This is a genomic window from Massilia sp. P1_C10 (genome assembly GCF_056406475.1).
In genome coordinates this window covers 131,946-152,871 of the sequence record NZ_JBFUAC010000001.1, presented here as the reverse complement: position 1 = coordinate 152,871, position 20,926 = coordinate 131,946, and the positions used below count along the sequence as shown (strand labels likewise).

At 65.1% G+C, this 20,926-nt stretch carries 27 protein-coding genes; 9 read left to right on the top strand and 18 right to left on the bottom strand.

Going from position 1 to position 20,926, the window contains the following annotated elements:
- Positions 1 to 7: 7 nt before the first annotated feature.
- From AC1D02_RS00785 to AC1D02_RS00755, 7 genes are read right to left on the bottom strand one after another with little or no spacing between them, the layout of a single operon-like run.
- Entirely contained in the window at positions 8 to 238 is a 231-nt protein-coding gene (locus AC1D02_RS00785; RefSeq protein ID WP_477312706.1) for a hypothetical protein, read from the bottom strand.
- A 56-nt stretch (positions 239 to 294) separates the two neighbouring features.
- Positions 295 to 1,368: an AI-2E family transporter gene (locus tag AC1D02_RS00780; RefSeq protein WP_477312704.1), complete on the bottom strand. Its 1,074-nt coding sequence runs from the start codon at positions 1,366 to 1,368 to the stop codon at positions 295 to 297.
- A complete protein-coding gene (locus AC1D02_RS00775; RefSeq protein ID WP_477312702.1) occupies positions 1,368 to 1,952 on the bottom strand; it encodes an SCO family protein in 585 nt (194 codons plus the stop codon). Before AC1D02_RS00775 ends, AC1D02_RS00780 begins: the two co-directional genes overlap by 1 nt.
- Positions 1,953 to 1,954: 2 nt before the next feature.
- The gene (gene cyoE, locus AC1D02_RS00770; RefSeq protein ID WP_477312700.1) at positions 1,955 to 2,857 is read right to left on the bottom strand and encodes a heme o synthase; all 903 of its coding nucleotides are present in this window, start codon (positions 2,855 to 2,857) and stop codon (positions 1,955 to 1,957) included.
- Entirely contained in the window at positions 2,854 to 3,963 is a 1,110-nt protein-coding gene (locus tag AC1D02_RS00765; RefSeq protein ID WP_477312698.1) for a COX15/CtaA family protein, read from the bottom strand. Before AC1D02_RS00765 ends, cyoE begins: the two co-directional genes overlap by 4 nt.
- A gap of 3 nt (positions 3,964 to 3,966) precedes the next feature.
- Positions 3,967 to 4,599, bottom strand: coding sequence for an SCO family protein (locus tag AC1D02_RS00760; protein ID WP_477312696.1), 633 nt, complete (start codon positions 4,597 to 4,599; stop codon positions 3,967 to 3,969).
- Positions 4,577 to 5,293: an SURF1 family protein gene (locus AC1D02_RS00755; protein WP_477312694.1), complete on the bottom strand. Its 717-nt coding sequence runs from the start codon at positions 5,291 to 5,293 to the stop codon at positions 4,577 to 4,579. The genes AC1D02_RS00760 and AC1D02_RS00755 overlap by 23 nt, the downstream gene beginning before the upstream one ends.
- Before the next feature lie 32 nt (positions 5,294 to 5,325).
- On the opposite strand from AC1D02_RS00755, the gene AC1D02_RS00750 reads away from it, so the two are divergent.
- A complete protein-coding gene (locus tag AC1D02_RS00750; RefSeq protein WP_477312692.1) occupies positions 5,326 to 5,529 on the top strand; it encodes a twin transmembrane helix small protein in 204 nt (67 codons plus the stop codon).
- A 229-nt stretch (positions 5,530 to 5,758) separates the two neighbouring features.
- Here the strand turns inward: AC1D02_RS00750 and AC1D02_RS00745 are convergent, their stop codons facing one another.
- From AC1D02_RS00745 to AC1D02_RS00720, 6 genes are all read right to left on the bottom strand, one after another.
- Positions 5,759 to 6,616, bottom strand: coding sequence for a cytochrome c oxidase subunit 3 (locus AC1D02_RS00745; protein WP_477312690.1), 858 nt, complete (start codon positions 6,614 to 6,616; stop codon positions 5,759 to 5,761).
- A gap of 86 nt (positions 6,617 to 6,702) precedes the next feature.
- Positions 6,703 to 6,918, bottom strand: coding sequence for a DUF2970 domain-containing protein (locus AC1D02_RS00740; RefSeq protein ID WP_477312688.1), 216 nt, complete (start codon positions 6,916 to 6,918; stop codon positions 6,703 to 6,705).
- A 9-nt stretch (positions 6,919 to 6,927) separates the two neighbouring features.
- Complete coding sequence (locus tag AC1D02_RS00735) at positions 6,928 to 7,476, bottom strand: cytochrome c oxidase assembly protein (RefSeq protein ID WP_477312686.1); 549 nt, start codon at positions 7,474 to 7,476, stop codon at positions 6,928 to 6,930.
- A 133-nt stretch (positions 7,477 to 7,609) separates the two neighbouring features.
- Positions 7,610 to 9,211, bottom strand: coding sequence for a cytochrome c oxidase subunit I (gene ctaD, locus AC1D02_RS00730; protein WP_477312684.1), 1,602 nt, complete (start codon positions 9,209 to 9,211; stop codon positions 7,610 to 7,612).
- Positions 9,212 to 9,224: 13 nt separating this feature from the next.
- Positions 9,225 to 10,409, bottom strand: a complete 1,185-nt coding sequence (coxB, locus tag AC1D02_RS00725) for a cytochrome c oxidase subunit II (protein WP_477312682.1) — start codon at positions 10,407 to 10,409, stop codon at positions 9,225 to 9,227.
- A 306-nt stretch (positions 10,410 to 10,715) separates the two neighbouring features.
- On the bottom strand, positions 10,716 to 11,615 hold the full coding sequence (locus tag AC1D02_RS00720) for a methyltransferase domain-containing protein (RefSeq protein WP_477312680.1): 900 nt from the start codon (positions 11,613 to 11,615) through the stop codon (positions 10,716 to 10,718).
- Between the two features lie 72 nt (positions 11,616 to 11,687).
- Here AC1D02_RS00720 and AC1D02_RS00715 point away from each other — a divergent pair, with 72 nt between their 5' ends.
- Together AC1D02_RS00715 and trmL are read left to right on the top strand one after the other, a co-directional pair.
- Positions 11,688 to 12,416 carry a ComF family protein gene (locus tag AC1D02_RS00715; protein ID WP_477313964.1) on the top strand — a complete coding sequence of 243 codons (729 nt, stop codon included), beginning with the start codon at positions 11,688 to 11,690 and terminating at the stop codon, positions 12,414 to 12,416.
- 119 nt (positions 12,417 to 12,535) lie between these two features.
- Positions 12,536 to 13,006, top strand: a complete 471-nt coding sequence (gene trmL, locus AC1D02_RS00710; RefSeq protein WP_477312678.1) for a tRNA (uridine(34)/cytosine(34)/5-carboxymethylaminomethyluridine(34)-2'-O)-methyltransferase TrmL — start codon at positions 12,536 to 12,538, stop codon at positions 13,004 to 13,006.
- Between the two features lie 216 nt (positions 13,007 to 13,222).
- Here the strand turns inward: trmL and rfaE2 are convergent, their stop codons facing one another.
- From rfaE2 to AC1D02_RS00695, 3 genes are read right to left on the bottom strand one after another with little or no spacing between them, the layout of a single operon-like run.
- Positions 13,223 to 13,702 (bottom strand): D-glycero-beta-D-manno-heptose 1-phosphate adenylyltransferase, encoded by a 480-nt coding sequence (gene rfaE2 / locus AC1D02_RS00705; protein ID WP_477312676.1) that lies wholly within the window; start codon positions 13,700 to 13,702, stop codon positions 13,223 to 13,225.
- Positions 13,703 to 13,710: 8 nt separating this feature from the next.
- Positions 13,711 to 13,965 carry a DUF3717 domain-containing protein gene (locus AC1D02_RS00700; protein ID WP_477312674.1) on the bottom strand — a complete coding sequence of 85 codons (255 nt, stop codon included), beginning with the start codon at positions 13,963 to 13,965 and terminating at the stop codon, positions 13,711 to 13,713.
- A gap of 4 nt (positions 13,966 to 13,969) precedes the next feature.
- On the bottom strand, positions 13,970 to 15,142 hold the full coding sequence (locus AC1D02_RS00695; protein WP_477312672.1) for a PilT/PilU family type 4a pilus ATPase: 1,173 nt from the start codon (positions 15,140 to 15,142) through the stop codon (positions 13,970 to 13,972).
- Positions 15,143 to 15,300: 158 nt separating this feature from the next.
- On the opposite strand from AC1D02_RS00695, the gene AC1D02_RS00690 reads away from it, so the two are divergent.
- The 5 genes from AC1D02_RS00690 to AC1D02_RS00670 all read left to right on the top strand — a co-directional run bounded on the left by AC1D02_RS00690 (position 15,301) and on the right by AC1D02_RS00670 (position 18,220).
- On the top strand, positions 15,301 to 16,245 hold the full coding sequence (locus tag AC1D02_RS00690; RefSeq protein ID WP_477312670.1) for a hydrogen peroxide-inducible genes activator: 945 nt from the start codon (positions 15,301 to 15,303) through the stop codon (positions 16,243 to 16,245).
- 115 nt (positions 16,246 to 16,360) lie between these two features.
- Positions 16,361 to 17,215, top strand: coding sequence for a 4-hydroxybenzoate octaprenyltransferase (gene ubiA, locus AC1D02_RS00685; protein ID WP_477312668.1), 855 nt, complete (start codon positions 16,361 to 16,363; stop codon positions 17,213 to 17,215).
- Positions 17,216 to 17,274: 59 nt separating this feature from the next.
- Positions 17,275 to 17,598, top strand: coding sequence for an ElaB/YgaM/YqjD family protein (locus AC1D02_RS00680; protein WP_477312666.1), 324 nt, complete (start codon positions 17,275 to 17,277; stop codon positions 17,596 to 17,598).
- A gap of 3 nt (positions 17,599 to 17,601) precedes the next feature.
- Positions 17,602 to 17,985, top strand: a complete 384-nt coding sequence (locus AC1D02_RS00675; protein WP_477312664.1) for a phage holin family protein — start codon at positions 17,602 to 17,604, stop codon at positions 17,983 to 17,985.
- Positions 17,972 to 18,220, top strand: coding sequence for a hypothetical protein (locus AC1D02_RS00670; protein ID WP_477312662.1), 249 nt, complete (start codon positions 17,972 to 17,974; stop codon positions 18,218 to 18,220). Before AC1D02_RS00675 ends, AC1D02_RS00670 begins: the two co-directional genes overlap by 14 nt.
- Positions 18,221 to 18,256: 36 nt before the next feature.
- On the opposite strand, the gene proC is transcribed toward AC1D02_RS00670, so the two are convergent.
- Together proC and AC1D02_RS00660 are read right to left on the bottom strand one after the other, a co-directional pair.
- Positions 18,257 to 19,075, bottom strand: coding sequence for a pyrroline-5-carboxylate reductase (proC, locus tag AC1D02_RS00665; RefSeq protein ID WP_477312660.1), 819 nt, complete (start codon positions 19,073 to 19,075; stop codon positions 18,257 to 18,259).
- Positions 19,072 to 19,788, bottom strand: a complete 717-nt coding sequence (locus AC1D02_RS00660; protein ID WP_477312658.1) for a YggS family pyridoxal phosphate-dependent enzyme — start codon at positions 19,786 to 19,788, stop codon at positions 19,072 to 19,074. The genes proC and AC1D02_RS00660 overlap by 4 nt, the downstream gene beginning before the upstream one ends.
- A 91-nt stretch (positions 19,789 to 19,879) precedes the next feature.
- On the opposite strand from AC1D02_RS00660, the gene AC1D02_RS00655 reads away from it, so the two are divergent.
- Entirely contained in the window at positions 19,880 to 20,923 is a 1,044-nt protein-coding gene (locus AC1D02_RS00655; RefSeq protein ID WP_477312656.1) for a type IV pilus twitching motility protein PilT, read from the top strand.
- Positions 20,924 to 20,926: the final 3 nt, after the last annotated feature.

Genomic DNA, 20,926 nt, shown 5'->3' with positions numbered 1-20,926 from the left:
GTCGGACCTAGTCGACGATCTCTTCTTCGTCCACTTCCGCCGCGGCGCTGGCCCGGGGAAAGCTGGGGATCTCTGCTTCAGGCTCCAGCTCATCCTCGTTCAGGTCGTCCTCGTCGTCTGCGGCGAAGCGCGACTGCGCCGGCGCCGCGTGACGGCCGGGCGTCTTCCTCGGCGACTTCGCTTCATCGCTCCAGCCCAGCATTGCATTGACGATAATCTCGAATTTTTGAAGGTCCACGAGCGTCTCCTGAAACCAAGGTGCGTGGTTTCAGAATATGCCCGCGAGAAAGCCTTTCATTGATCTGCCGCAGCGTGCGGCGCTTCCTTGTCGGCGGCGACGGCGGTCCAGTCGTCCACCAGCGAATAGCCGACGGCCAGCAGGGTCGGGCCGATGAACATGCCGACGAAGCCGAACGCGATCACGCCGCCCAGCACGCCGAGGAACACCAGCAGGAACGGCAGGCTGCTGCCGCGCGAGATCAGCATCGGCCGCACCACGTTGTCGACGCCCGAAATGAGCACGGCGCCCCAGACGATCATGAAGATGCCCCAGCCCGACGAGCCCTGGGCGAACAGCCAGACGGCGGCGCCGCCCCAGATCAGCGGCGGGCCGACCGGCACCAGCGAGAACACGAAGGTCATCACGGCCAGCAAGGGCACCGCCGGCACGCCGGCGATCGTGAAGCCGATTGCCGCCACCACCGCCTGCGCCAGCGCCGTGCCGAGCAGGCCGTACATCACGCCGCGCACGGTCTGGCTGACCGTCACCGACACCTTGGCGGCGCGCTCGCCGTAGATGCGCGCCGCCGCCACGCCGATCACGCGCATCAGCTGCTCGCCGTCGCGGTACAGGAAAAAGCTGACGAAGGCGGCAATGCTCATCTGGACCACGCCGCCGCCCAATATCAGGCCGCCGGCGGTGAGGAAATGGCGCGCCGGGTCGAGCATGCGCTTGGCCAGCTCGGTCATCTGCTCGCGGCTCGCCACCAGGCCATTGATGTACTGGTCCAGCCACGGGCCGGCCAGCGGCACCCGCTTGAGCCACGCCGGCGTCGTCACGTCGCCGCTGTTGATGGTGGCCTTGACCTGCTCGAAGATGCGCGCGACGTCGTCGGCCATGTTGTAGGCGACCAGCGCGATCGGGATGATCACCAGCAGCGTGAGCGACAGCGTCATCGCCAGCGCGGCCAGCGTGCGGCGCCCGCGCATGCGCGCCAGCAGCCGCTGGTACATCGGCCACGACGAGATGACAACGGCGGCGGCGAACAGGATCGCCGCCAGGAAGGGACGCAGCACCACCACGCAGCCGAGGGTCAGCAGCAGGACGGTTCCGAGCTGGGCGTAGTTCTTGCCGAAGCGCGCTTCCATCAGTTCAGCAGCTGTTTGAGGTCATGCACGATCGGCGCGGCGCCCGCGCCATGGCGCACGAACAGGCGCACCTTGCCGTCCTTGTCGAACACGTAGCTGCCGGCGGTGTGGTCCATCGAATAGCTGCCCGGCTCCTTGCCCGGCACCTTGGCGTAGAACACCTTGAATTCCTTGGCCACCGCCGCAGTCGCGGCGGCGTCGCCGCGCAGGCCGAGGAAGCGCTTGTCGAACGCCGGCACGTACTGCGACAGCAGCTCCCGGGTGTCGCGCTCGGGGTCGACGGTGATGAACAGGACCTGCACCTGGTCGGCCTGCGGGCCCAGCTCCTTCATCACGTTGGCCAGTTCCACCATCGTGGTCGGGCAGACGTCTGGACACTGCGTGTAGCCGAAGAAGACCAGCACCACCTTGCCCTTGAAGTCGGCCAGGGTGCGCGGCTTGCCGGTGTGGTCGGTCAGCGCGAAATCATGGGCGTACTGCAGGCCCGTCACGTCGGTGTTCTGGAAGCTGGGCGGCTTGGTGCAGGCCGACAGCCCAAGCGCCATGGCGGCGGCGAGGACGGATACCGCGAGCAGTTTCTTCATTCTTAGAATTTGAGGTAGTGGTCGACCAGCAGCGCGGCGAACAGCAGCGACAGGTAAATGATCGACCAGGTGAACGCCTTGCGCGCAATTTGATCCGTGTAGTGGCGGTACACGCGCCACGAGTGCCACAGGAAGACGATGTTGAGGACGACGGCGGCAGCCAGGTAAATCAGGCCGCTCATGTGCACCGCGAACGGCAGCATGGTGGTGGCGGCCAGCGCGATCGAATACAGCCAGACGTGGAAGCCGGTGAACTGCATGCCGTGGGTGACCGGCAGCATCGGCAGGCCGGACTTGGCGTAGTCGTCCCGACGGTACATCGCCAGCGCCCAGAAGTGCGGCGGGGTCCACACAAAAATGATCAGCACCAGCAGCCAGGCCTGCATCGGCACGTCGTTGGCGATCGCGGCCCAGCCCAGCGCCGGCGGCATCGCGCCCGACAGGCCGCCGATGACGATGTTCTGCGGCGTGGCCGGCTTGAGGATCATCGTGTAGATCACCGCGTAGCCGACGAAGGTGACGAAGGTCAGCCACATCGTCAGCGGGTTGACGAGGAAATACAGCACCGCCATGCCGGCGCCGCCGATCAGGGAGGAAAAGACGATGGTCTGGGTCTTGGTCAGCTCCCCCATCGCGGTGGCGCGGCGCGCGGTGCGGGCCATGCGCGCGTCGATCTCGGCTTCGACCAGGCAGTTGACGGCGAAGGCGGCGCCGGCCAGCAGCCAGATGCCGATGGTGGCGGCGACCACCAGGCGCCATGGCGGCAGCGATTCGGTCGAGAGGAACATGCCGATCACGGCGCAGAACACCGCCAGCTGCGTCACGCGCGGCTTGGTGAGCGCCCAGTACTGGGCCATGCGGTTGGCCGGCTTGCGCGTTTTTTGTGTTGCGGTTTGACTTGTCATGAGGGGATGCGGCGCGCGATGTCGAGTTGGTACTTGACCTTGTAGTTTAACATGGTCACCAGCAGCACCAGCAGCGCCGCGCCGGCGTTATGCAGCACGGCGATGGCCAGCGGGAAGCTGAGGAACACGGTGGCGATGCCGCTTGCGGCCTGCGCCGCCAGCACGATCGCCATGGTGCGCGCGGTGGAGCGCAGCGCCGCGTGCGGCCATGCGCGCCAGGCGGTAAAGCCGAGCACCACGGCCACCACCAGCGCGAAATTGCGGTGCACCCAGTGGATCGCGGAGAGCGCGGCGAACGGCAGGTAGTGTCCCGCGGCGGTTTTGCCCAGCTCGCGCCACAAGGTGAAGCCGTGCTCGTAATCCATCGGCAGTCCGCCGCACGCGGGGAAATCGGTGCAGGCCAGGGTCGCGTAGTTGGTGCTGACCCAGCCGCCGAGGGCGATCTGCATGAACAGGACCACGAGCGACAGCACCGCCCACACGCGCACGCCGGCGAGCGAAGCGGGATGCGCATCGGCGCGCTGTGGCTTGACCAGGTAGTCTTCGCGTCCGCCCAGCCAGGTCAGCATCGCCAGCAGGCCCATGCCGAGCAGCAGGTGGATGGTGACGATCACCGGCTGCAGCTTCATCGTCACGGTCCAGGCGCCGAACGCGCCCTGCAGGCAGACGAACAGGAACAGCGCGGTCGGCAGCGCTGGCGCGAACGCGTCGTTGCGGCTGCGGCGCCATTGCAGCCAGGCCTTCGCCATCAGCGCCATGATCAGGACGCCGATGCCCATCGCGAGGTAGCGGTGGATCATCTCGATCCAGGCCTTGACCACGGTGACCGGGCCGGTCGGCATCAGCGCTTCGGCCGCGCTGATCTGCTCATGCGCGAGGAAGGGATTGGCCAGGCCGTAGCAGCCGGGCCAGTCGGGGCAGCCGAGGCCGGAATCGGTCAGGCGCGTGAAGGCGCCGAACACGATCAGGTCGAAGGTCAGGAATACAGCGGCCCAGACCAGCTTGCGGTACTTGTTGGCGTCCGCGGACATCCACACCATCGCCAGCGGCAGGCTGGCCGCCAGCAGTCCGGTGACCGCGAGTTGCGCGAGGGTCGACAGCTGCATCGCTTAACCGATCGCCGAGGCTTTGAGGAGTTTCGAAATATCCTTCTTGACCTTGGCGTAGTGCTCCACTTTCTGCGCTTCGGTGGCGCCGGCCGGCGCGGGCGGGAAGCGCATCATCAGGTTGCCGAGGGGGTCGATCAGGAAGATCGATTCGTCGAGCGTGGCGCCCTTCTCCAGCGGCAGCCATTTGGCCACGGCCGCGCGCGGCGCGCGCAGCATGTGCACGCCATCGAGTTCGCGGATCAGCATCGTCTCCATCGGTTCGGCGTCCGTCACCAGCCACACGCGCTCGATGCGCGCCATGTCCTTGCCCGTCATCGAGCGCACCTGGCGGATCGCGAACATCTGGGCCATGCAGTCCCTGGCGCAGGCAGACGGGCCGACCTTCAGCATGATCCACTTGCCCTTGTAGGCATCGAGCTCGGTCGGCTTGCCGTCCAGCGAAGTGGCGCCCAGCACCGGGACCGGATGCGCGCGCGGGTCGATCAGGTCGCCGTAATTGGTGCGGCCTGCCGGCTTGATGACGTAGTAGGTCAGGTAAGAGAAAATCAGCGGCGAGGCGCATACGGCCAGCACCGCCAGCAGCTTCCAGCGGCCGCGGGCCTGTTGCGATTTATTGGTTTGAGTCTGGTCCACGTCGAAATCCCGTCACGATAAAAAACAGCGCGGCCATCGCGGCCAGCGCATACCACTGAAATTGATACCCCTGGTGCTTCTCGACGCCGAGCGACGGCGCCGGCCAGTTGCGCGCCAGCTTGTCGCCGGCGTCGCCGGTCTGCTCGATGTAATACGGCGCCACTTGCAGGCCGCTGGCGGCGGCGAATCCGGCCGCGTCGACATTCTGCACGATCGCGCCCGGTTTGAGGGAGCCGGCTTCGCCCAGCTGCATCAGGTGTCCGAGGGTTGGCTTGACCACGCCTTCGATGGTCACGGTGCCGGACGGCGTGGTGAAGGGCGGCAGCTTGTTGACGTCGGCCGGGTCGCGCGGCAGCCAGCCGCGCGCCACCAGCACGTGCAGCGGCGAGCCATCGAGCTTGAACGGCATCACCAGCACGAGGCCAGCGCGGCCATCCTGCGGGCGGTTGTTCAGCGCCACCGGCCAGGCGGCGACAAACTGCCCGGTGGCCTTGACGCGCCGGTATGCCAGCGACGCCGGATCGGCGGACGGGTCGAGCGCCAGCGCCGCCAGCGCGCTTGTCGCGGCGAGCGCGTGTCCGATCGCGAGCTTGTCGGCGGCGCGCCGGCCCTGCCAGTTGCCGAGGGCGACGCCGAGCGCCACCAGCAGCAAAGTGGCCACGAAGGGAATCGGCCGAAACCTGAAACTACGCATTACAATGATTCCTTTGCCAAACTTCTTCCGCCATGAAAATCATCATCGCCCTCGCCTTCGTCCTGATCCTGAGCAGCCTGGGCGTGGCGCTGTTCTTCCTGATGCGCGACAAGGGCAAGAGCAACCGCACGGTGCAGGCGCTGGCGATGCGCGTGGGCCTGTCGATCACCCTGTTCCTGCTCCTGCTGGGCGCCTACAAGATGGGCTGGATCGCCCCCACCGGCCTGCGGTACTAACCGGGGTCAGACCCGCATAAAAATCGGTAGAACGCCCCGTTCCGCAATAAACAACCGGGTCTGCCCCTCTAACTATTTGGGGTCAGACCCGCTTAAAAAACGGGACAACACCCCTTTTCTCGACAAAAAAGCGGGTCTGACCCCAAATTGAATTTCAGAAAAAAGCCGCACGGGGATTCGATCCCGCGTGCGGCTTTTTCGTGCGGGCGGCGCCAGAGCCGCCCAGCCATTACATCCAGTAAATGACGACGTACAGGCCGAGCCAGACCACGTCGACGAAGTGCCAGTACCAGGCCGCGCCTTCGAAGCCGAAATGGTGGTCCGGCGTGAAGTGGCCCTTCAGGACGCGGTACAGCATCACCGACAGCATGATCGCGCCCATCGTCACGTGGAAGCCGTGGAAGCCGGTGAGCATGAAGAAGGTGGAGCCGTAGATGCCGGAGGTCAGCTTCAGGTTCAGCTCGCTGTAGGCGTGCATGTATTCGTAGGCCTGGAAACCCATGAAGGTCGCGCCTAGCAGGATCGTGGCGAACAGCCAGAACGCGGTCTTGGCGCGGTGGCCGGCGCGCAGGGCGTGGTGCGAGATCGTCAGCGTCACGCCCGAGGTCAGCAGCAGCGCGGTGTTGATGGTCGGGATCGGGAACGGGCCCATGGTCTGGAACGGTGCGATCGTGCCGGCAGGGCCGGTGCCGCCCCAGTGCGCGGCGTAGTCGGGCCAGATGATCTTGTGATCGAGGTCGCCCAGCCACGGCAGGGTGATCGAGCGGGCGTAGAACAGCGCGCCGAAGAAGGCGCCGAAGAACATCACCTCGGAGAAGATGAACCAGCTCATCGACCAGCGGTACGACAGGTCGATGCGGGCGTTGTATTTACCCGACTCGGATTCGCCGATGGCGTCGCCGAACCAGAAGTACAGCACGATCAGCGTCGACACGATGCCGGCGAGGTTGAGCATCGGGCCCCAGCTGGCGCCGTTGACCCAGCCGGCCGCACCAAGCATGGTGGCCAGCATCGACATGCCGGCCAGCATTGGCCACTTGGAAGGACCCGGCACAAAATAGTACGGCGCGGCGTTGTGTGAACTCATCTTCATCTCCTAAATCAAACTTTTTATTCGTTGAATTTCTTGATGCTTGTAAACCTTGGGTCGGACCAGCTGATCCGACCCAGATGTCATTTTGCGACTGCGATCTTCACCACCACCACCAGCACGCCGATGAACAGCGCCACCCCGAGCAGCGCCGCGATGATCAGGTGCAGCGGATTCAGGTTGGCCGAATCGTGCTCGTAATCGCTGCGCTTGCGGATTCCGAAAAACGACCAGAACACCGCCTTCATCGTGGCGCCGAACGACGCCTTGCGCCCGGCTGCCTGCTTCAGTTCGTCCATGCCGGCCCCTTACTTCGCCGCGACGGCGCCCGCCACTTCAAAAAACGTGTACGACAAGGTGATCGTCTTCACTTCCCGCGGCAGCGCCGGGTCGATGAAGAACACCACCGGCATCTGGCGCGCTTCCCGCGGGCCCAGCGTCTGCTGCTTGAAGCAGAAGCACTCGACCTTCTTGAAGTGCGGCGTCGCCGACTGCGGCGCGTAGCTCGGTATCGCCTGCGCCTGCACCGTGCGGTCCTGCGTGTTCACCACTTCGTACATCACCGTTGCCAGCTCGCCCGGGTGGACGTCGATGCTGCGGGTGGTCGGGCGAAACCGCCACGGTCCCTGCGCATTGCCGTCCAGCTCGACCGTGATGGTGCGGCTGGTGTCGACCTGGGTATTCGCCGGGCGCTGCACCGTGCCGTCCTTCTGCGTCAGCACGTTGATGCCGAGCAGCTCGCACATTTGCCGGTACACCGGCACCAGCGCGTAGCTGAAGCCGAACATCAACACGCCCACCACGATCAGCTTGCCGAGCATCGCCCGGTTCAGGCGCCCGGTCGGTTCGGTCGCCATCGTTACAGCCAGATGCGCTTGATGAACACCATCGCGAAAAAGAACAGCGCGATCCCGCCAAGGATCAGGCCCAGTTTCGCGTTGTTCGGTTTCTTCGGATCATTCATCGCAAGATACTTGACTACTCAACTAATTACTTGACCAGCGGCGGCGTCTCGAAAGTGTGGAACGGCGCCGGGCTCGGCACGGTCCACTCCAGGCCTTCGGCGCCATCCCATGGCTTGGCAGGCGCTTTGGCGCCGCCGCGGATGGTCGGGATCACCACGAACAGCAGGAAGTACAGCTGCGACAGGCCGAAACCAAAGGCGCCGATGGTCGCCACCACGTTGAAGTCGGTGAACTGCGCCGGGTAGTCGGCGTAGCGGCGCGGCATGCCGGCCAGGCCCAGGAAGTGCATCGGGAAGAAGGTCACGTTGAACCAGATCAGCGAGTTCCAGAAGTGCATCTTGCCGCGGAATTCGCTGTACATGTGGCCGGTCCACTTCGGCGACCAGTAGTAGAAGCCGGCGAACAGCGCAAACAGCGAACCGGCCACCAGCACGTAGTGGAAGTGCGCGACGACGTAATAGGTGTCCTGCAGCTGGATGTCGATCGGGGTCACCGCCAGGATCAGGCCGGTGAAGCCGCCCATGGTGAACACGAAGATGAAGCCGACGGCGAACAGCATCGGGGTTTCGAAGGTCATCGAGCCCTTCCACATCGTGGCGACCCAGTTGAACACTTTAACGCCGGTTGGCACCGCGATCAGCATCGTAGCGTACATGAAGAACAGCTGCGACGTCACCGGCATGCCGGTGGTGAACATGTGGTGGGCCCAGACAATGAACGACAGGATCGCGATCGACGCGGTGGCGTAGACCATCGACGCGTAGCCGAACAGCGGCTTGCGGGCGAACGCCGGCAGGATCTGCGAGACGATGCCGAATGCCGGCAGAATCATGATGTAGACCTCGGGATGGCCGAAGAACCAGAAAATGTGCTGGTACATGACCGGGTCGCCGCCGCCGGCGGCGTTGAAGAACGAGGTGCCGAAGTGGCGGTCGGTCAGCGTCATGGTGATGGCGCCGGCGAGCACCGGCATCACCGCGATCAGCAGGTAGGCGGTGATCAGCCAGGTCCAGCAGAACATCGGCATTTTCATCAGGGTCATGCCGGGCGCGCGCATGTTCAGGATGGTGACGATGATGTTGATCGAGCCCATGATCGACGAGGCGCCCATGATGTGCAGCGCGAAGATGGCCAGGTCCATGCCAGGGCCCATCTGGGTCGACAGCGGCGCGTACAGCGTCCAGCCGGCGGCGGTGGCGCCGCCCGGCACGAAGAACGACACGGCCAGCAAGATCGCGGCCGGCGGCAGCAGCCAGAACGAGAAGTTGTTCATGCGGGCGAACGCCATGTCGGAGGCGCCCACCTGCAGCGGGATCATCCAGTTGGCGAAGCCGACAAATGCCGGCATGATCGCGCCGAATACCATCACGATGCCGTGCATCGTGGTCAGCTGGTTGAAGAACTCCGGCTGGAAGAACTGCAGGCCCGGATGGAACAGCTCCGAACGGATCATCAGCGCCAGGACGCCGCCCGACATCAGCATGGCGAGCGCGAACCACAGGTACAGCGTGCCGATGTCCTTGTGGTTGGTGGCGAACAGCCAGCGGCCGATCCCGTGCGGGGCGCCGTGATCGTCGTGACCGTGCGCGTGGTCGTGTGCGTGATCGATGGTGGTGCTTGTGGTCATGTTCTACTCCCGATTACTTACGTGCAGCCAGGACTTCGGCTGGTTGAACGATGTTTTCCGCGGCCTTGTTCGACCAGGTGTTGCGGGTGTAGGTGATCACCGCAGCGATATCCGAATCCGACAGCTGCTTCCAGGCCGGCATCTCGGACGGGAACTTGCCGCTCTTCTTGCCGTTGAGCAGCACGTGGATCTGCTCGGCTTTCGGGCCGTTCACGACCGGCGAGCCGTCCAGCGCCGCGAACGCGTTCGGGACACCCTTGCCGTTGGCCTGGTGGCAGACCGCGCAGTTGGTCGAGTAGACTTTTTCACCCTTGGTCTTGAGTTCGTCGATCGTCCAGACTTTCGATGGATCGTCGGCCAGCGCCGCCATTTCCTTCTTCTTGCCGGCGACCCAGGCGGAGTAATCCGCGTCCGAGACGACTTTCACGACGATCGGCATGAAGGCGTGCTCCTTGCCGCACAATTCCGCGCATTGGCCGCGGAAGGTGCCGATTTTCTCCGACTTGAACCAGGTATCGCGCACGGCGCCAGGAATCGCATCCTGCTTGACGCCGAAGGCCGGGATCATCCAGGCGTGGATCACGTCGTTGGCGGTCAGGACGATGCGGACCTTCTTGTTGACCGGCACGACGACTTCGTTATCGACTTCCAGCAGGTAGTTTTCGGTGCGGTCCATGGTCGGCGCGACGCCCGGGGCGCCCACTTGCGAGCGCGGCGTCGACAGGGTCGACAGGAAGGAAATGCCTTCGCCTTCGCCCTTCAGGTAATCGTAGCCCCATTTCCACTGCATGCCGGTGGCCTTGATGGTGATGTCGGCGTTGGAAGTGTCCTTCATCGCGACCACGGTCTTGGTCGCCGGCAGCGCCATGCCGATGACGATCAGGAACGGGACGATGGTCCAGGCGATTTCGACGGCGGTCGATTCGTGGAAGGTGGCCGGCTTGTGGCCCAGCGAGCGGCGGTGCTTGAACACCGAATAGAACATGACGCCGAAGACGGCGACGAAGATGGCCACGCAGACGACCATCATCCAGGTGTGCAGGTCGTAGATCTCGGACGCGATGCGCGTCACGGGAGGCTGCAGGTTCAACTGGTAATCGACCGGACGTCCCGTCACTTCTGGCCCCGCCATCGCCGGGACGGTGGCAGAAATTGCCAACCCGAGCATCAAGGCTTGAAGTCGCTTTGCATATGTCATGTTTTCCCCAACCACCCAAGAATAAAAAATAATTTTTATCGTCAGCGAGCCAAACACGGTTCGCCGCATTCCCATACCGTCGCGCAAAAAGGCTCCCTGACTACGGGAACCACTGACATCGACCACGAGTGAGCAAAGCACACCGATGAACGACGACACTTGCTATTGCGGCTGCCGGCCACACATGCATATTGACGCCACGACTGCTGAATTTTTCATCACCCATGGCGGAGCCGACAAAATTAGTCGTTGATTATACTCAGGGAGTAGCAATACCATCAAGAAAAAAGGTTTCCTTTACTCCATCTAGCGACGCGGCTGGAAACGCACGATGGCTTCCCCGGCTGCCGTCACCCGCGGTGCCGGCCGGAAGGCGTGGCCGTAGATCACTTCGAAGGTCAGCGCCAGCTTGCCGTCGGGACGGCGGCCGCGTTCAAGCGCCTGTTCCAGCCTGGCACGCGCCGCCCGGCCCAGCAGCCCGCGCGCGCGCGTCGCCAGCGGGTTGCCGCCCAGTGCGCGGACGTCGGCCAGCAGCGCCGCGGTGCTGTCGTAGGTCACCGTGATCGCCTCCATGTCCATCACCGGCGTCGAGAAGCCGGCTTCGACCAGCTGGTCGCCGAAATCGTGCATGTCGACGAACGGCAGCGCGTGCGGATGCTCGTCGGCCTCGGCGAAGGCGGCGCGCAACTCGCGCAGGGTGTCCGGGCCGAAGCTGGAAAACATCAGCAATCCCTCGACGCGCAGCACGCGGCGCCATTCGGCGAACACGCGGTCCGGCTGCGGATGCCAGTGCAGCGCCAGGTTCGACCACACCAGGTCGATCGAGTTCGGGCCGAACGGCAGGTCGCCGAAATCGCCGGCCAGCACGTCGACGCCAGCCTTGGACGGCAGCAGGCGGCTCAATAGCCCCTTCCCCGCCGACACCGGCGCATCGGCCAGCATGACGGCGGACGCGTCGACGCCGATCACCTGGGCCGCCGGATAATCCTTCTGCAGCACGGCCAGGTCGGCGCCGGCACCGCAGCCGGCGTCGAGCACGCGCTGCGGCGCGATCTTCACCAGCTCCAGGCGGTCGTGCATGCGGCCGGCGATCTCGCGGCGCAGGAAGTCGGACGGGGCGATGCGCGCCGGCCGGCCGAACAGGCGGCGCACCCGCGACAGTTCGATCGGGGCGCTCATCTTGGAGGAGGATTGGGGGGAAACCATGGCGTCGTGCGGTGAAATGAGATAATGGCGGCAGTGTACATGGTTGTTCCCCATTCGTTCCAGGAGCGTCCGATGCCGAACCGCACGCGCCAGTGGCTGCGCACGATGGCGCATGCGCTGCTGCCGTCGTCGTGCGCGCTGTGCGGCGGGCGCTGCGAAGGCGCGGTCTGCCCGCCTTGCCACGCGCAGTTCGTCACGCCGGCGACGCGCTGTGCGCGCTGCGCCAATCCGGTCGGCAGCGCGGACGCGGGGCGCGAATGCGCTGCCTGCCTGAAGGAGCGACCGGCCTACGACGCCACCGTGGCCGGCGCCGATTACCTGGCGCCGCTCGACCAGCTGGTGCTGCAGCTGAAATTTGGCGGCAAGCTCGCGCTGGCGCCGTGGTTCGCCCAGGTGCTGCGCGATGCGGTCATCGACAGCCGCGGCTTCGCGCTGCCGAACGTGCTGTGTCCCGTTCCCCTCGGCCGCCAGCGGCTGGCCGAGCGCGGCTTCAACCAGGCGCTCGAGATGGCGCGGCCGCTGGCGCGCTCGCTCGGCGTGCCGCTGGCGGCGCGTCTGGCGATCAGGGCGCGCGACACGCTGGCGCAGTCGGGCGTGGCGCCTGACCAGCGCGGCAAGAACATCCGCCACGCCTTCGCCGTCGCGCCCGAGGCGCTGGCGATGGTGCGCGGGCAGCACGTCGGCGTGGTCGACGACGTCATGACCAGCGGCCACACGCTGCACGAACTGGCCGCCACGCTCAAGGCGAACGGCGCGGCGCGCGTGAGCAATTTCGTGTTCGCGCGCACCCCGCCAAAGTAGGGGTCAGGTCCGCCGGAGCGACGGGGACGCCTAGTCTCCGGGGCAGACGCCGCGGATAGATGTCACCGTCAACTTAACCTGGGCCCTGACCGATTTAACTGTATAGAAGGAGAATTATCTTGTTCCACGTCGTCCTGGTCGAACCCGAGATCCCGCCGAACACCGGCAACATCATCCGCCTGTGCGCCAACACGGGCGCCCAGCTGCACCTGATCGAGCCGCTCGGCTTCCCGCTCGACGACGCCAAGATGAAGCGCGCCGGCCTCGATTACCACGACTACGCGACCATGAAAGTGCACAAGAACTGGGATGCGTTCATCGCCGACACCCAGCCCGACCCGGCGCGCATGTTCGCGCTGACCACCCACGGCTCCTCGCCCTTCGCCAGCGCGGCCTTCAAGCCGGGCGACGTGTTCGTGTTCGGCGCCGAGACGCGCGGCCTGGCGCCCGAGCTGCGCGAATCGTTCCCGCCGGCGCAGCGCATCCGCCTGCCGATGCGTCCCGACAACCGCAGCCTGAACCTGTCGAACACGGTGGCGGTGGTGGTGTACGAGGCGTGGCGCCAGAACTGCTACGCCGGCGGCGCATAGGGTCTGACCCGCTGTTGGGGTCAGACCCCGGTGTAAAGGCCGGCTACACCAAGATCTAATCCCAAATGCCAGTGAGACCCGATCTCGCCTGTTCTCTCATGGCGCCTTCAATTTGTTGTCGAATTTACACAGTTAGAACTGTCAGTAACTACGCCTGGACGTACGGATAAGGTAGTGTTGGGGCATGCTTTCGACGACGACAAGTCGCCGGACCGCTCAAGTCTGCTGACGCACCTTCGTGAGCAGCTTGGTCGTCGAGCGGTCGTGCTCGAAGTCGATCGCGACCGCCTGGCCTCCGTAGGCCAGCACCGCCTGCCCTTCGGGGATCGCGGTCATGTCGTAGTCGCCGCCCTTGGCGTAGATGTCGGGGCGCGATTCCCGCACCACTTCGAGCGCAGTGTCTTCGTCGAAGTCGACCACCAGGCTGACCGACTCCAGCGCGGCCAGCACCGCCATGCGGTCCGCGCAGGTGTTCAGCGGCCGGTCGTCGCCCTTGCCGAGGCGCCTGACCGAGGCGTCGGTGTTGGCCGCCACCACCAGCGAAGCGCCCAGCGCGCGCGCCTGCGCGAGGTAGGTCACGTGGCCGCGGTGCAGGATGTCGAACACGCCGTTGGTCAGCACCACCGGCTTGGGCAAGGCGGCGACGCGCTGTTTGAGTTGGTCTCGGGTGCAGATCTTGGATTCGAAATCGGACATGGGTCAGTCTAAGATGGGGTCAGGTCCGCCGGACCTGACCCCGGGTTTGTCGTTGGCGCCCGCGAGTCGCGCCAGGTTTGCAGCAGCCGCCTGGCGCCGGCGTCGAGCCGGTCGAGCTCCAGATCGTGGACGTGACCGACGATCATCAGCGCATACACCCGCGCCAGCACCTTCACCTCGGCCGACAGCGCGTGCTCGTTGCCGCGCGCCGGCTGGCGCTCGCGCCACCAGTTGATCGCCGCCTCCAGCTCCTGCAGGCTCATTGCATCACTCCTCCGGCTCTTCCTCCACCAGCATCGACAGGTCGTCCGAGGTCGTCTTGCCGGCCATCTCGGGCTCCTTGCGGTCGCCGCGCAGCTTGATCTGCAGGCGCAGGCCGTTGGCCGAGTCGGCATTGCGGATCGCCTCCTCGTAGCCGATGAAGCCCTTGTTATACAGCTCGTACAACGCCTGGTCAAACGTGCACATGCCCAGCTCGCGCGACTTGTGCATGATCTCCTTGATGCCCTGGAAATTCCCCTTCAGGATCATCTCGCCGATCGTCGCGGTGTTGAGCAGGATCTCGATCGCCGCCTTGCGTCCCTTGCCGTCCTCGGTGCGCACCAGCCGCTGCGAGACGATCGCGCGCAGGTTCGACGACAGGTCCATCAGCAGCTGGTTGCGCCGCTCTTCCGGGAAGAAGTTGATGATCCGGTCCATGGTCTGGTTGGAGTTGTTCGCGTGCAGGGTGCCCAGGCACAGGTGGCCGGTCTCGGCGAACGCGATTGCGTGCTCCATCGTTTCGGTGTCGCGGATCTCGCCGATCAGGATCACGTCCGGCGCCTGGCGCAGCGTATTCTTCAGCGCGTTGTGCCACGAGTGGGTGTCGACGCCCACTTCGCGGTGGGTGATCAGGCAGCCCTTGTTCTTGTGGACGTATTCGACCGGGTCCTCGACCGTGATGATGTGGCCCGCCGAATTGGCGTTGCGGTAGTCGATCATCGCCGCCAGGGTGGTGGACTTGCCCGAGCCGGTGCCGCCGACGACCAGCACCAGGCCGCGCTTGGTCATGATGACGTCCTTCAGCACTTCCGGCAGGTCGAGCTTTTCGAAGTTCGGGATTTCGGACGCGATGGTCCGCACCACCATCGCCACGCACTGCTGCTGGACGAAGACGTTGACGCGGAAGCGGCACACGTTGGGCAGCGAGATGGCGAAATTGCACTCCATCTGGTCTTCGAATTCGGCCTTCTGCTTGTCGTTCATCAGCGACAGCGCCAGCGCGCGCGTGACTTCGCCCGACAGCTTCTGCTGACTCAGCGGCTTCATCGCGCCCTGGTGCTTCATCGACGGCGGGAAGTCGGCAGAGACGAACAGGTCGGAGCCGCCCTGGTGGTGCATGACGGTGAGGAGTTTGTGGATATAAGCCTGCGCTTCGGCCGGGCCAAAAGTCGTGGACATGCGCGCCTTTCAAGATGCAGCGGCGAGGGAACCGCCTTCGCGGTGATTATATCGACTGGCCTTCCGGTAAAATATAATTTCTTTGCTGACTAAAAAGCAACTATCTGGCAATATGGAGGCATTGGCGCCCTTCCCCTCTTGAAGGAACAATCCCCGACATGACCCTCACTGAACTGAAATATATCGTTGCCGTCGCGCGTGCGAGACATTTCGGGCATGCCGCCGAGGCCTGCTACGTCGCTCAGCCTACCCTGTCCGTCGCCATCAAGAAGCTCGAGGACGAGCTGGGCGTGGTGCTGTTCGAACGCGGCGGCGCTGAGGTGTCGGTGACGCCGCTCGGCGCCCAGATCATCGCCCAGGCCGAGCGCGTGCTCGAGCAGACCGCCGCGATCAAGGAGCTGGCCAAGCAGAACAAGGATCCGCTGGCCGGGCCGCTGCGGCTAGGCGTGATCTACACGATCGGCCCCTACCTGCTGCCGCCGCTGGTGAAGAACCTGATCGACAACGTACCGCAGATGCCGCTGATCCTGCAGGAGAACTTCACCGTGCGCCTGCTCGAACTGCTGCGCCAGGGCGAGCTCGATGCGGCCATCATGGCGCTGCCGCTGCCCGAACACGGCATGGCGATGCAGACGCTGTACGACGAACCGTTCGTGGTCGCCACGCCGAAGCATCATCCCTGGGCCGAGCGCAAGTTCGTCTCGGCCGAAGACCTGAAATCGGAGACCATGCTCCTGCTCGGGAACGGCCATTGCTTCCGCGACCAGGTGCTCGAGGTGTGTCCCGAGATGGCGCGCTTTTCGACGCCGGGTAACGGCATGCAGCGCACCTTCGAAGGCTCGTCGCTCGAGACGATCCGCCACATGGTCGCCAGCGGCATCGGGCTGACCGTGCTGCCGCGCGCGTCGGTGCCGGACATGAAGGACAGGAACGGCATGCTCAGCTTCGTGCCGTTCAGCGCGCCGGTGCCATCGCGGCGCGTGGTGATCGTCTGGCGCAAGAGCTTCACGCGGCGCGCGGCGATCGACGCGATCTGCGAAGCGGTGGCGCAGTGCGACCTGCCGGGCGTCGAGATGGTGGCGCCGGAAGCCGCCGCCGCATGAAAGATGGGTCAGGTCCGCCGTACCTGACCCCGCCCTTGTTTGCGGCGGGATTCGCACCGATGCCATCTTGCAAACCCGGTAGAATTCGGGCCATCGCCCATTCTCATCCGTTCCAATGACCAAGCTGGCCCTGTACTTCAAGCTGATCCGCGCCGACAAGCCGATCGGCATCCTGCTGCTGCTGTGGCCCACGCTGATCGCGCTGTGGCTGGCATCGAGCGGCGTCCCCGACGTCAAGTTGCTGCTGATCTTCACCGTCGGCACCGCGCTGATGCGCTCGGCCGGCTGCGCCATCAACGACTACGCCGACCGCGACTTCGACAAGCACGTCAAGCGCACCGCCGAACGCCCGCTCACCAGCGGCAAGATCGCGCCGTGGGAAGCGCTCGTCATCGCCGCCGTGCTGGCGATCGTCTCGTTCCTGCTGATCCTGCCCCTGAACGCGCTGACCAAACAGCTGTCGGTCGCCGCCGTCATCATCGCCGGCAGCTACCCCTACTTCAAGCGCTTCTTCGCCATCCCCCAGGCCTACCTCGGCATCGCCTTCGGCTTCGGCATCCCGATGGCGTTCGCCGCGGTGCAGGACCAGGTGCCGGCCGTGGCCTGGTGGCTGCTGGCGGCCAACGTGTTCTGGGCCGTCGCCTACGACACCGAATATGCCATGGTCGACCGCGACGACGACCTGAAGATCGGCATCCGCACCTCGGCCATCACCTTCGGCCGCTTCGACGTCGCCGCCGTCATGCTGTGCTACGGCGCCGCGCTGGCGATCGACCTGGCCTGCGGCTGGCTGCTCGGCCTGCGCTGGTGGTTCGTGGCCGGCGTCGCGGTCGCCGCAGCCATTGCCCTGTATCACTACACCCTGATCCGCGAGCGCGACCGGATGCGCTGTTTCGCCGCCTTCCGCCACAACAATTGGTTGGGTGCGGCCCTTTTTGCCGGAGTCGCGTTAGACTATGCATTAGGATAATGTTGTCCCAATTGCACGGCATCATCCCTCCAACAATAACGAACCAACGAGGCTATCCCATGATGGAAAAAATCCCTACCCAGACCGGCGCGCGCGACCAACTGATGAACGACCTGAAATCGGTGATCCATGACGCTGAAAGCTGGATCCGCAACAGCTCGCTGACCGGCGAAGACCTGAAGGCGGCCAAGGAAAAACTCGAGCGCACGATTTCCGGCGCCAAGGCCGACCTGATCCACTACCAGGAACTGGCGGTGGAGAAGACCAGGGAAGCGGCCAAGGCGACCGACCAGTACGTGCACGAAAATCCATGGAAATCGATCGCGATCGGCGCCACGGTCGGGCTGCTGCTCGGCGTGGCCATCTCGCGCGGCACGCGCTGATCGATGGCGATCGGCGAAGCGGTCGGCAGGATCGCGACGACCTTCGTCGCGATGTTCCAGACGCGGCTCGAGCTGGCGTCGGTGGAGATGCAAGAACAGTCGCAGCGCTGGCTCAACCACCTGCTGATGGCGATCGCCGCGCTGTTCCTGGGCGCGATCGCGATCGTGATGGCGGCGCTGTTCGTCATCATCGTGTTCTGGGACACGCACCGCCTCGGCGCGGTGCTCGGCCTGGGACTGGCGTTCGGCCTGTCCGCGATCGGCATCGGCTTCAAGGTGCGCAGCGGGATGAAAGCGCAGCCTGCGCTGCTGTCGGCCACCATCGGCGAGCTGCGCAAGGACATCGAGTTCCTTCAAGCGGAAAGGCACGCCGATGACCAACAGTGAACGCCAGGCCGCGCTGATCGCGCAGTGCGCGCGCCAGCGGGTCGATGCGGCCACGGAAGTGCGGGCGCTGCTGCATCCGGTCAGCTCCGGGCCGGGATTGAAGCTGCCGATGACGATTGCCGGCGTGGTGCTGGGAATGATCGCCACCCGCACGGGGCGCGCGATGCCGATCCTGACGGCCGGCTTGAGTCTCTGGAAGCTGGTGAAGAAAGTCCTGCCGCTGCTGCGCCGCTAAACATGGGGTCAGGTCCGCCGGACCTGCCCCGTCTTATTAGTCAGCGCCGAGCTGCTCGCCCAGTTCGCGCCCGCGCGCCGCCGCGGCTTTCACCGCATCCACGATTGCCTGCTTGACCCCCGCCTGCTCCATGCTGGTCAAGGCCGCATGGGTCGTGCCGCCCTTCGACGTCACCCGCTCGCGCAGCACCGCCACTTCGTCGGGCGACTGCGCCGCCAGCTGCGCCGCGCCGACAAAGGTCGCCAGCGCCAGCTGCTTGCCCTGCTCCGCCGACAGCCCGAGCTCCTCGGCGGCCTGCTGCATCGCCTCGATAAAATAAAACACGTACGCCGGCCCGCTGCCCGACACCGCGGTCACCGGATCGATCAGCGCCTCGTCGTCCAGCCACACCGTCGCGCCGACCGCACGCATGATGTCGCCCGCCGCCGCCTTCTGCGCGTCGCTCACGCCGGCCATCGCCACCATGCCGGTGATGCCCTGCCCGATCAGCGCCGGCGTGTTGGGCATCGTGCGCACGATCGCGCCGTAGCCGCCCAGCCAGCGCGACAAGTCGGCGCCGCGAATGCCGGCCGCGATCGACAGAAGCAGCGGCCGCCCTTGCGCCAGTTGCGGCAGCAGCGCGGCCGCCACCTCGCGCATCTGCTGCGGCTTCACCGCCAGCACGATGACGTCGCTGGCGCCGGCTTCCGGCCCCACCTGCGTCGCCGTGCTGACGCCGTAACTGTCCTTCAGCCGCGCCAGCTGCTCGCGGTTCGGGTCCACCACGCGGATGTTCTCGCCCGCGGTAAGCTGGCCGGCCAGGCCGGCGATGAGCGCCGACGCCATGTTGCCGCCGCCGATGAACGTGATCTTCATGCCTTGTCCTTGTTGTCGTAATTGCGTGAGCCGAAAATGGCGCTGCCGACGCGCACGATGGTGGCGCCCTCCGCGACCGCGGCCTCGAGGTCGGCCGACATCCCCATCGACAGCGTGTCGAGGTCGAATCCGTCGGCGCGTAGTTGTTCGAACAAGGCGCGCACCCGCGCGAACGCCGTCCGTTGTTTTGACACGTCAGTTTCCGGCTCGGGAATCGCCATCAGCCCGCGCAGTTTCAGGCGCGGCAGCGCCGCCACCTGGCGCGCCAGTTCCGGCAGATCTTCCGGCGCCACGCCGCTTTTGCTGGCCTCGCCGCTGATGTTCACTTGCAAACAGACGTTCAGCGGCGGCAGGCCGTCGGGCCGCTGCTCGGACAGCCGCTGCGCGACCTTCAGTCGCTCCACCGTGTGCGCCCAGGCGAAGCTGGCCGCAATGGGCCGCGTCTTGTTGCTCTGGATCGGGCCGATGAAGTGCCATTCGATGGCCTCGCACGGCAAGGCCGCAGAAACCGCGGCGATCTTGTCGATCCCTTCCTGCAGATAGTTTTCGCCGAACGCGCGCTGGCCGGCGGCGACCGCCTCGAGCACGGCGTCGGCCGGAAAGGTCTTGGACACGGCGAGCAAACTCACGGTTCCCGGATCACGCCCGGAGGCCTGGATCGCGGCCTGGATTGTCGCATCGACAGCTTGCAGTTTGTGGGCGATTGTGGACATAATCTTGTCAGCGGGCAATTAATAGCGGACCGAGTCGGTGCAACACGCGCATACTTGCAACTCGCGCCCTTCCACGGCACAGGGATTATAAATGGACATCTCCGAATTACTCGCTTTCTCCGTCAAGAACAAGGCATCCGACCTGCACCTGTCGTCCGGCCTGCCGCCGATGATCCGCGTGCACGGCGACGTGCGCCGCATCAACCTGCCGCCGCTCGAGCACAAGGACGTGCACGGCATGATCTATGACATCATGAACGACGGCCAGCGCAAGCAGTACGAGGAAGTGCTCGAGTGCGACTTCTCGTTCGCCATCCCGGGTCTTGCGCGCTTTCGCGTCAACGCCTTCAACCAGGAGCGCGGCGCCGCCGCCGTGCTGCGGACAATTCCGTCGAAGATCCTGTCGCTCGAAGACCTGAACGCGCCGAAGATTTTCGCCGATCTGGCGATGAAGCCGCGCGGCCTGGTGCTGGTCACCGGCCCGACCGGCTCGGGCAAGTCGACCACGCTCGCCGCGATGGTCAACCACCTCAACGAAAACGAGTACGGCCACATCCTGACGATCGAAGACCCGATCGAATTCGTGCACGACTCGAAGAAGTGCCTGATCAACCAGCGCGAAGTGGGCCCGCACACGCTGTCGTTCAACAACGCGCTGCGCTCGGCGCTGCGCGAGGACCCGGACTGCATCCTGGTCGGCGAGCTGCGCGACCTGGAAACCATCCGCCTCGCGCTGTCCGCCGCGGAAACCGGCCACCTGGTGTTCGGCACGCTGCACACTTCGTCCGCCGCCAAGACCATCGACCGTATCGTCGACGTGTTCCCGGCCGACGAAAAAGAGATGGTGCGCGCGATGCTGTCCGAGTCGCTGCAGGCGGTAGTCTCGCAGACCCTCCTGAAAACCAAGGACGGCTCCGGCCGCGTGGCCGCGCACGAGATCATGATCGGCACGCCGGCGATCCGCAACCTGATCCGCGAAGCGAAGATCGCCCAGATGTACTCGGCGATCCAGACCGGCAGCAATGTCGGCATGCAGACCCTCGACCAGAACCTGACCGACCTGGTCAAGCGTAATATCATCTCCCTTGGCGCCGCGCGCAATGCCGCCAAGACGCCGGATAACTTCCCCGGCTAATTT

Coding starts and splice junctions, on each gene's coding strand:
- AC1D02_RS00780 (WP_477312704.1), bottom strand. CDS start 1,368: ATGGAAGCGCGCTTCGGCAAGAACTACGCCCAGCTCGGAACCGTCCTG.
- AC1D02_RS00775 (WP_477312702.1), bottom strand. CDS start 1,952: ATGAAGAAACTGCTCGCGGTATCCGTCCTCGCCGCCGCCATGGCGCTT.
- cyoE (WP_477312700.1), bottom strand. CDS start 2,857: ATGACAAGTCAAACCGCAACACAAAAAACGCGCAAGCCGGCCAACCGC.
- AC1D02_RS00765 (WP_477312698.1), bottom strand. CDS start 3,963: ATGCAGCTGTCGACCCTCGCGCAACTCGCGGTCACCGGACTGCTGGCG.
- AC1D02_RS00755 (WP_477312694.1), bottom strand. CDS start 5,293: ATGCGTAGTTTCAGGTTTCGGCCGATTCCCTTCGTGGCCACTTTGCTG.
- AC1D02_RS00750 (WP_477312692.1), top strand. CDS start 5,326: ATGAAAATCATCATCGCCCTCGCCTTCGTCCTGATCCTGAGCAGCCTG.
- AC1D02_RS00745 (WP_477312690.1), bottom strand. CDS start 6,616: ATGAGTTCACACAACGCCGCGCCGTACTATTTTGTGCCGGGTCCTTCC.
- AC1D02_RS00740 (WP_477312688.1), bottom strand. CDS start 6,918: ATGGACGAACTGAAGCAGGCAGCCGGGCGCAAGGCGTCGTTCGGCGCC.
- AC1D02_RS00735 (WP_477312686.1), bottom strand. CDS start 7,476: ATGGCGACCGAACCGACCGGGCGCCTGAACCGGGCGATGCTCGGCAAG.
- ctaD (WP_477312684.1), bottom strand. CDS start 9,211: ATGACCACAAGCACCACCATCGATCACGCACACGACCACGCGCACGGT.
- coxB (WP_477312682.1), bottom strand. CDS start 10,409: ATGACATATGCAAAGCGACTTCAAGCCTTGATGCTCGGGTTGGCAATT.
- AC1D02_RS00720 (WP_477312680.1), bottom strand. CDS start 11,615: ATGGTTTCCCCCCAATCCTCCTCCAAGATGAGCGCCCCGATCGAACTG.
- AC1D02_RS00715 (WP_477313964.1), top strand. CDS start 11,688: ATGCCGAACCGCACGCGCCAGTGGCTGCGCACGATGGCGCATGCGCTG.
- rfaE2 (WP_477312676.1), bottom strand. CDS start 13,702: ATGTCCGATTTCGAATCCAAGATCTGCACCCGAGACCAACTCAAACAG.
- AC1D02_RS00700 (WP_477312674.1), bottom strand. CDS start 13,965: ATGAGCCTGCAGGAGCTGGAGGCGGCGATCAACTGGTGGCGCGAGCGC.
- AC1D02_RS00695 (WP_477312672.1), bottom strand. CDS start 15,142: ATGTCCACGACTTTTGGCCCGGCCGAAGCGCAGGCTTATATCCACAAA.
- AC1D02_RS00690 (WP_477312670.1), top strand. CDS start 15,301: ATGACCCTCACTGAACTGAAATATATCGTTGCCGTCGCGCGTGCGAGA.
- ubiA (WP_477312668.1), top strand. CDS start 16,361: ATGACCAAGCTGGCCCTGTACTTCAAGCTGATCCGCGCCGACAAGCCG.
- AC1D02_RS00680 (WP_477312666.1), top strand. CDS start 17,275: ATGATGGAAAAAATCCCTACCCAGACCGGCGCGCGCGACCAACTGATG.
- AC1D02_RS00675 (WP_477312664.1), top strand. CDS start 17,602: ATGGCGATCGGCGAAGCGGTCGGCAGGATCGCGACGACCTTCGTCGCG.
- AC1D02_RS00670 (WP_477312662.1), top strand. CDS start 17,972: ATGACCAACAGTGAACGCCAGGCCGCGCTGATCGCGCAGTGCGCGCGC.
- proC (WP_477312660.1), bottom strand. CDS start 19,075: ATGAAGATCACGTTCATCGGCGGCGGCAACATGGCGTCGGCGCTCATC.
- AC1D02_RS00660 (WP_477312658.1), bottom strand. CDS start 19,788: ATGTCCACAATCGCCCACAAACTGCAAGCTGTCGATGCGACAATCCAG.
- AC1D02_RS00655 (WP_477312656.1), top strand. CDS start 19,880: ATGGACATCTCCGAATTACTCGCTTTCTCCGTCAAGAACAAGGCATCC.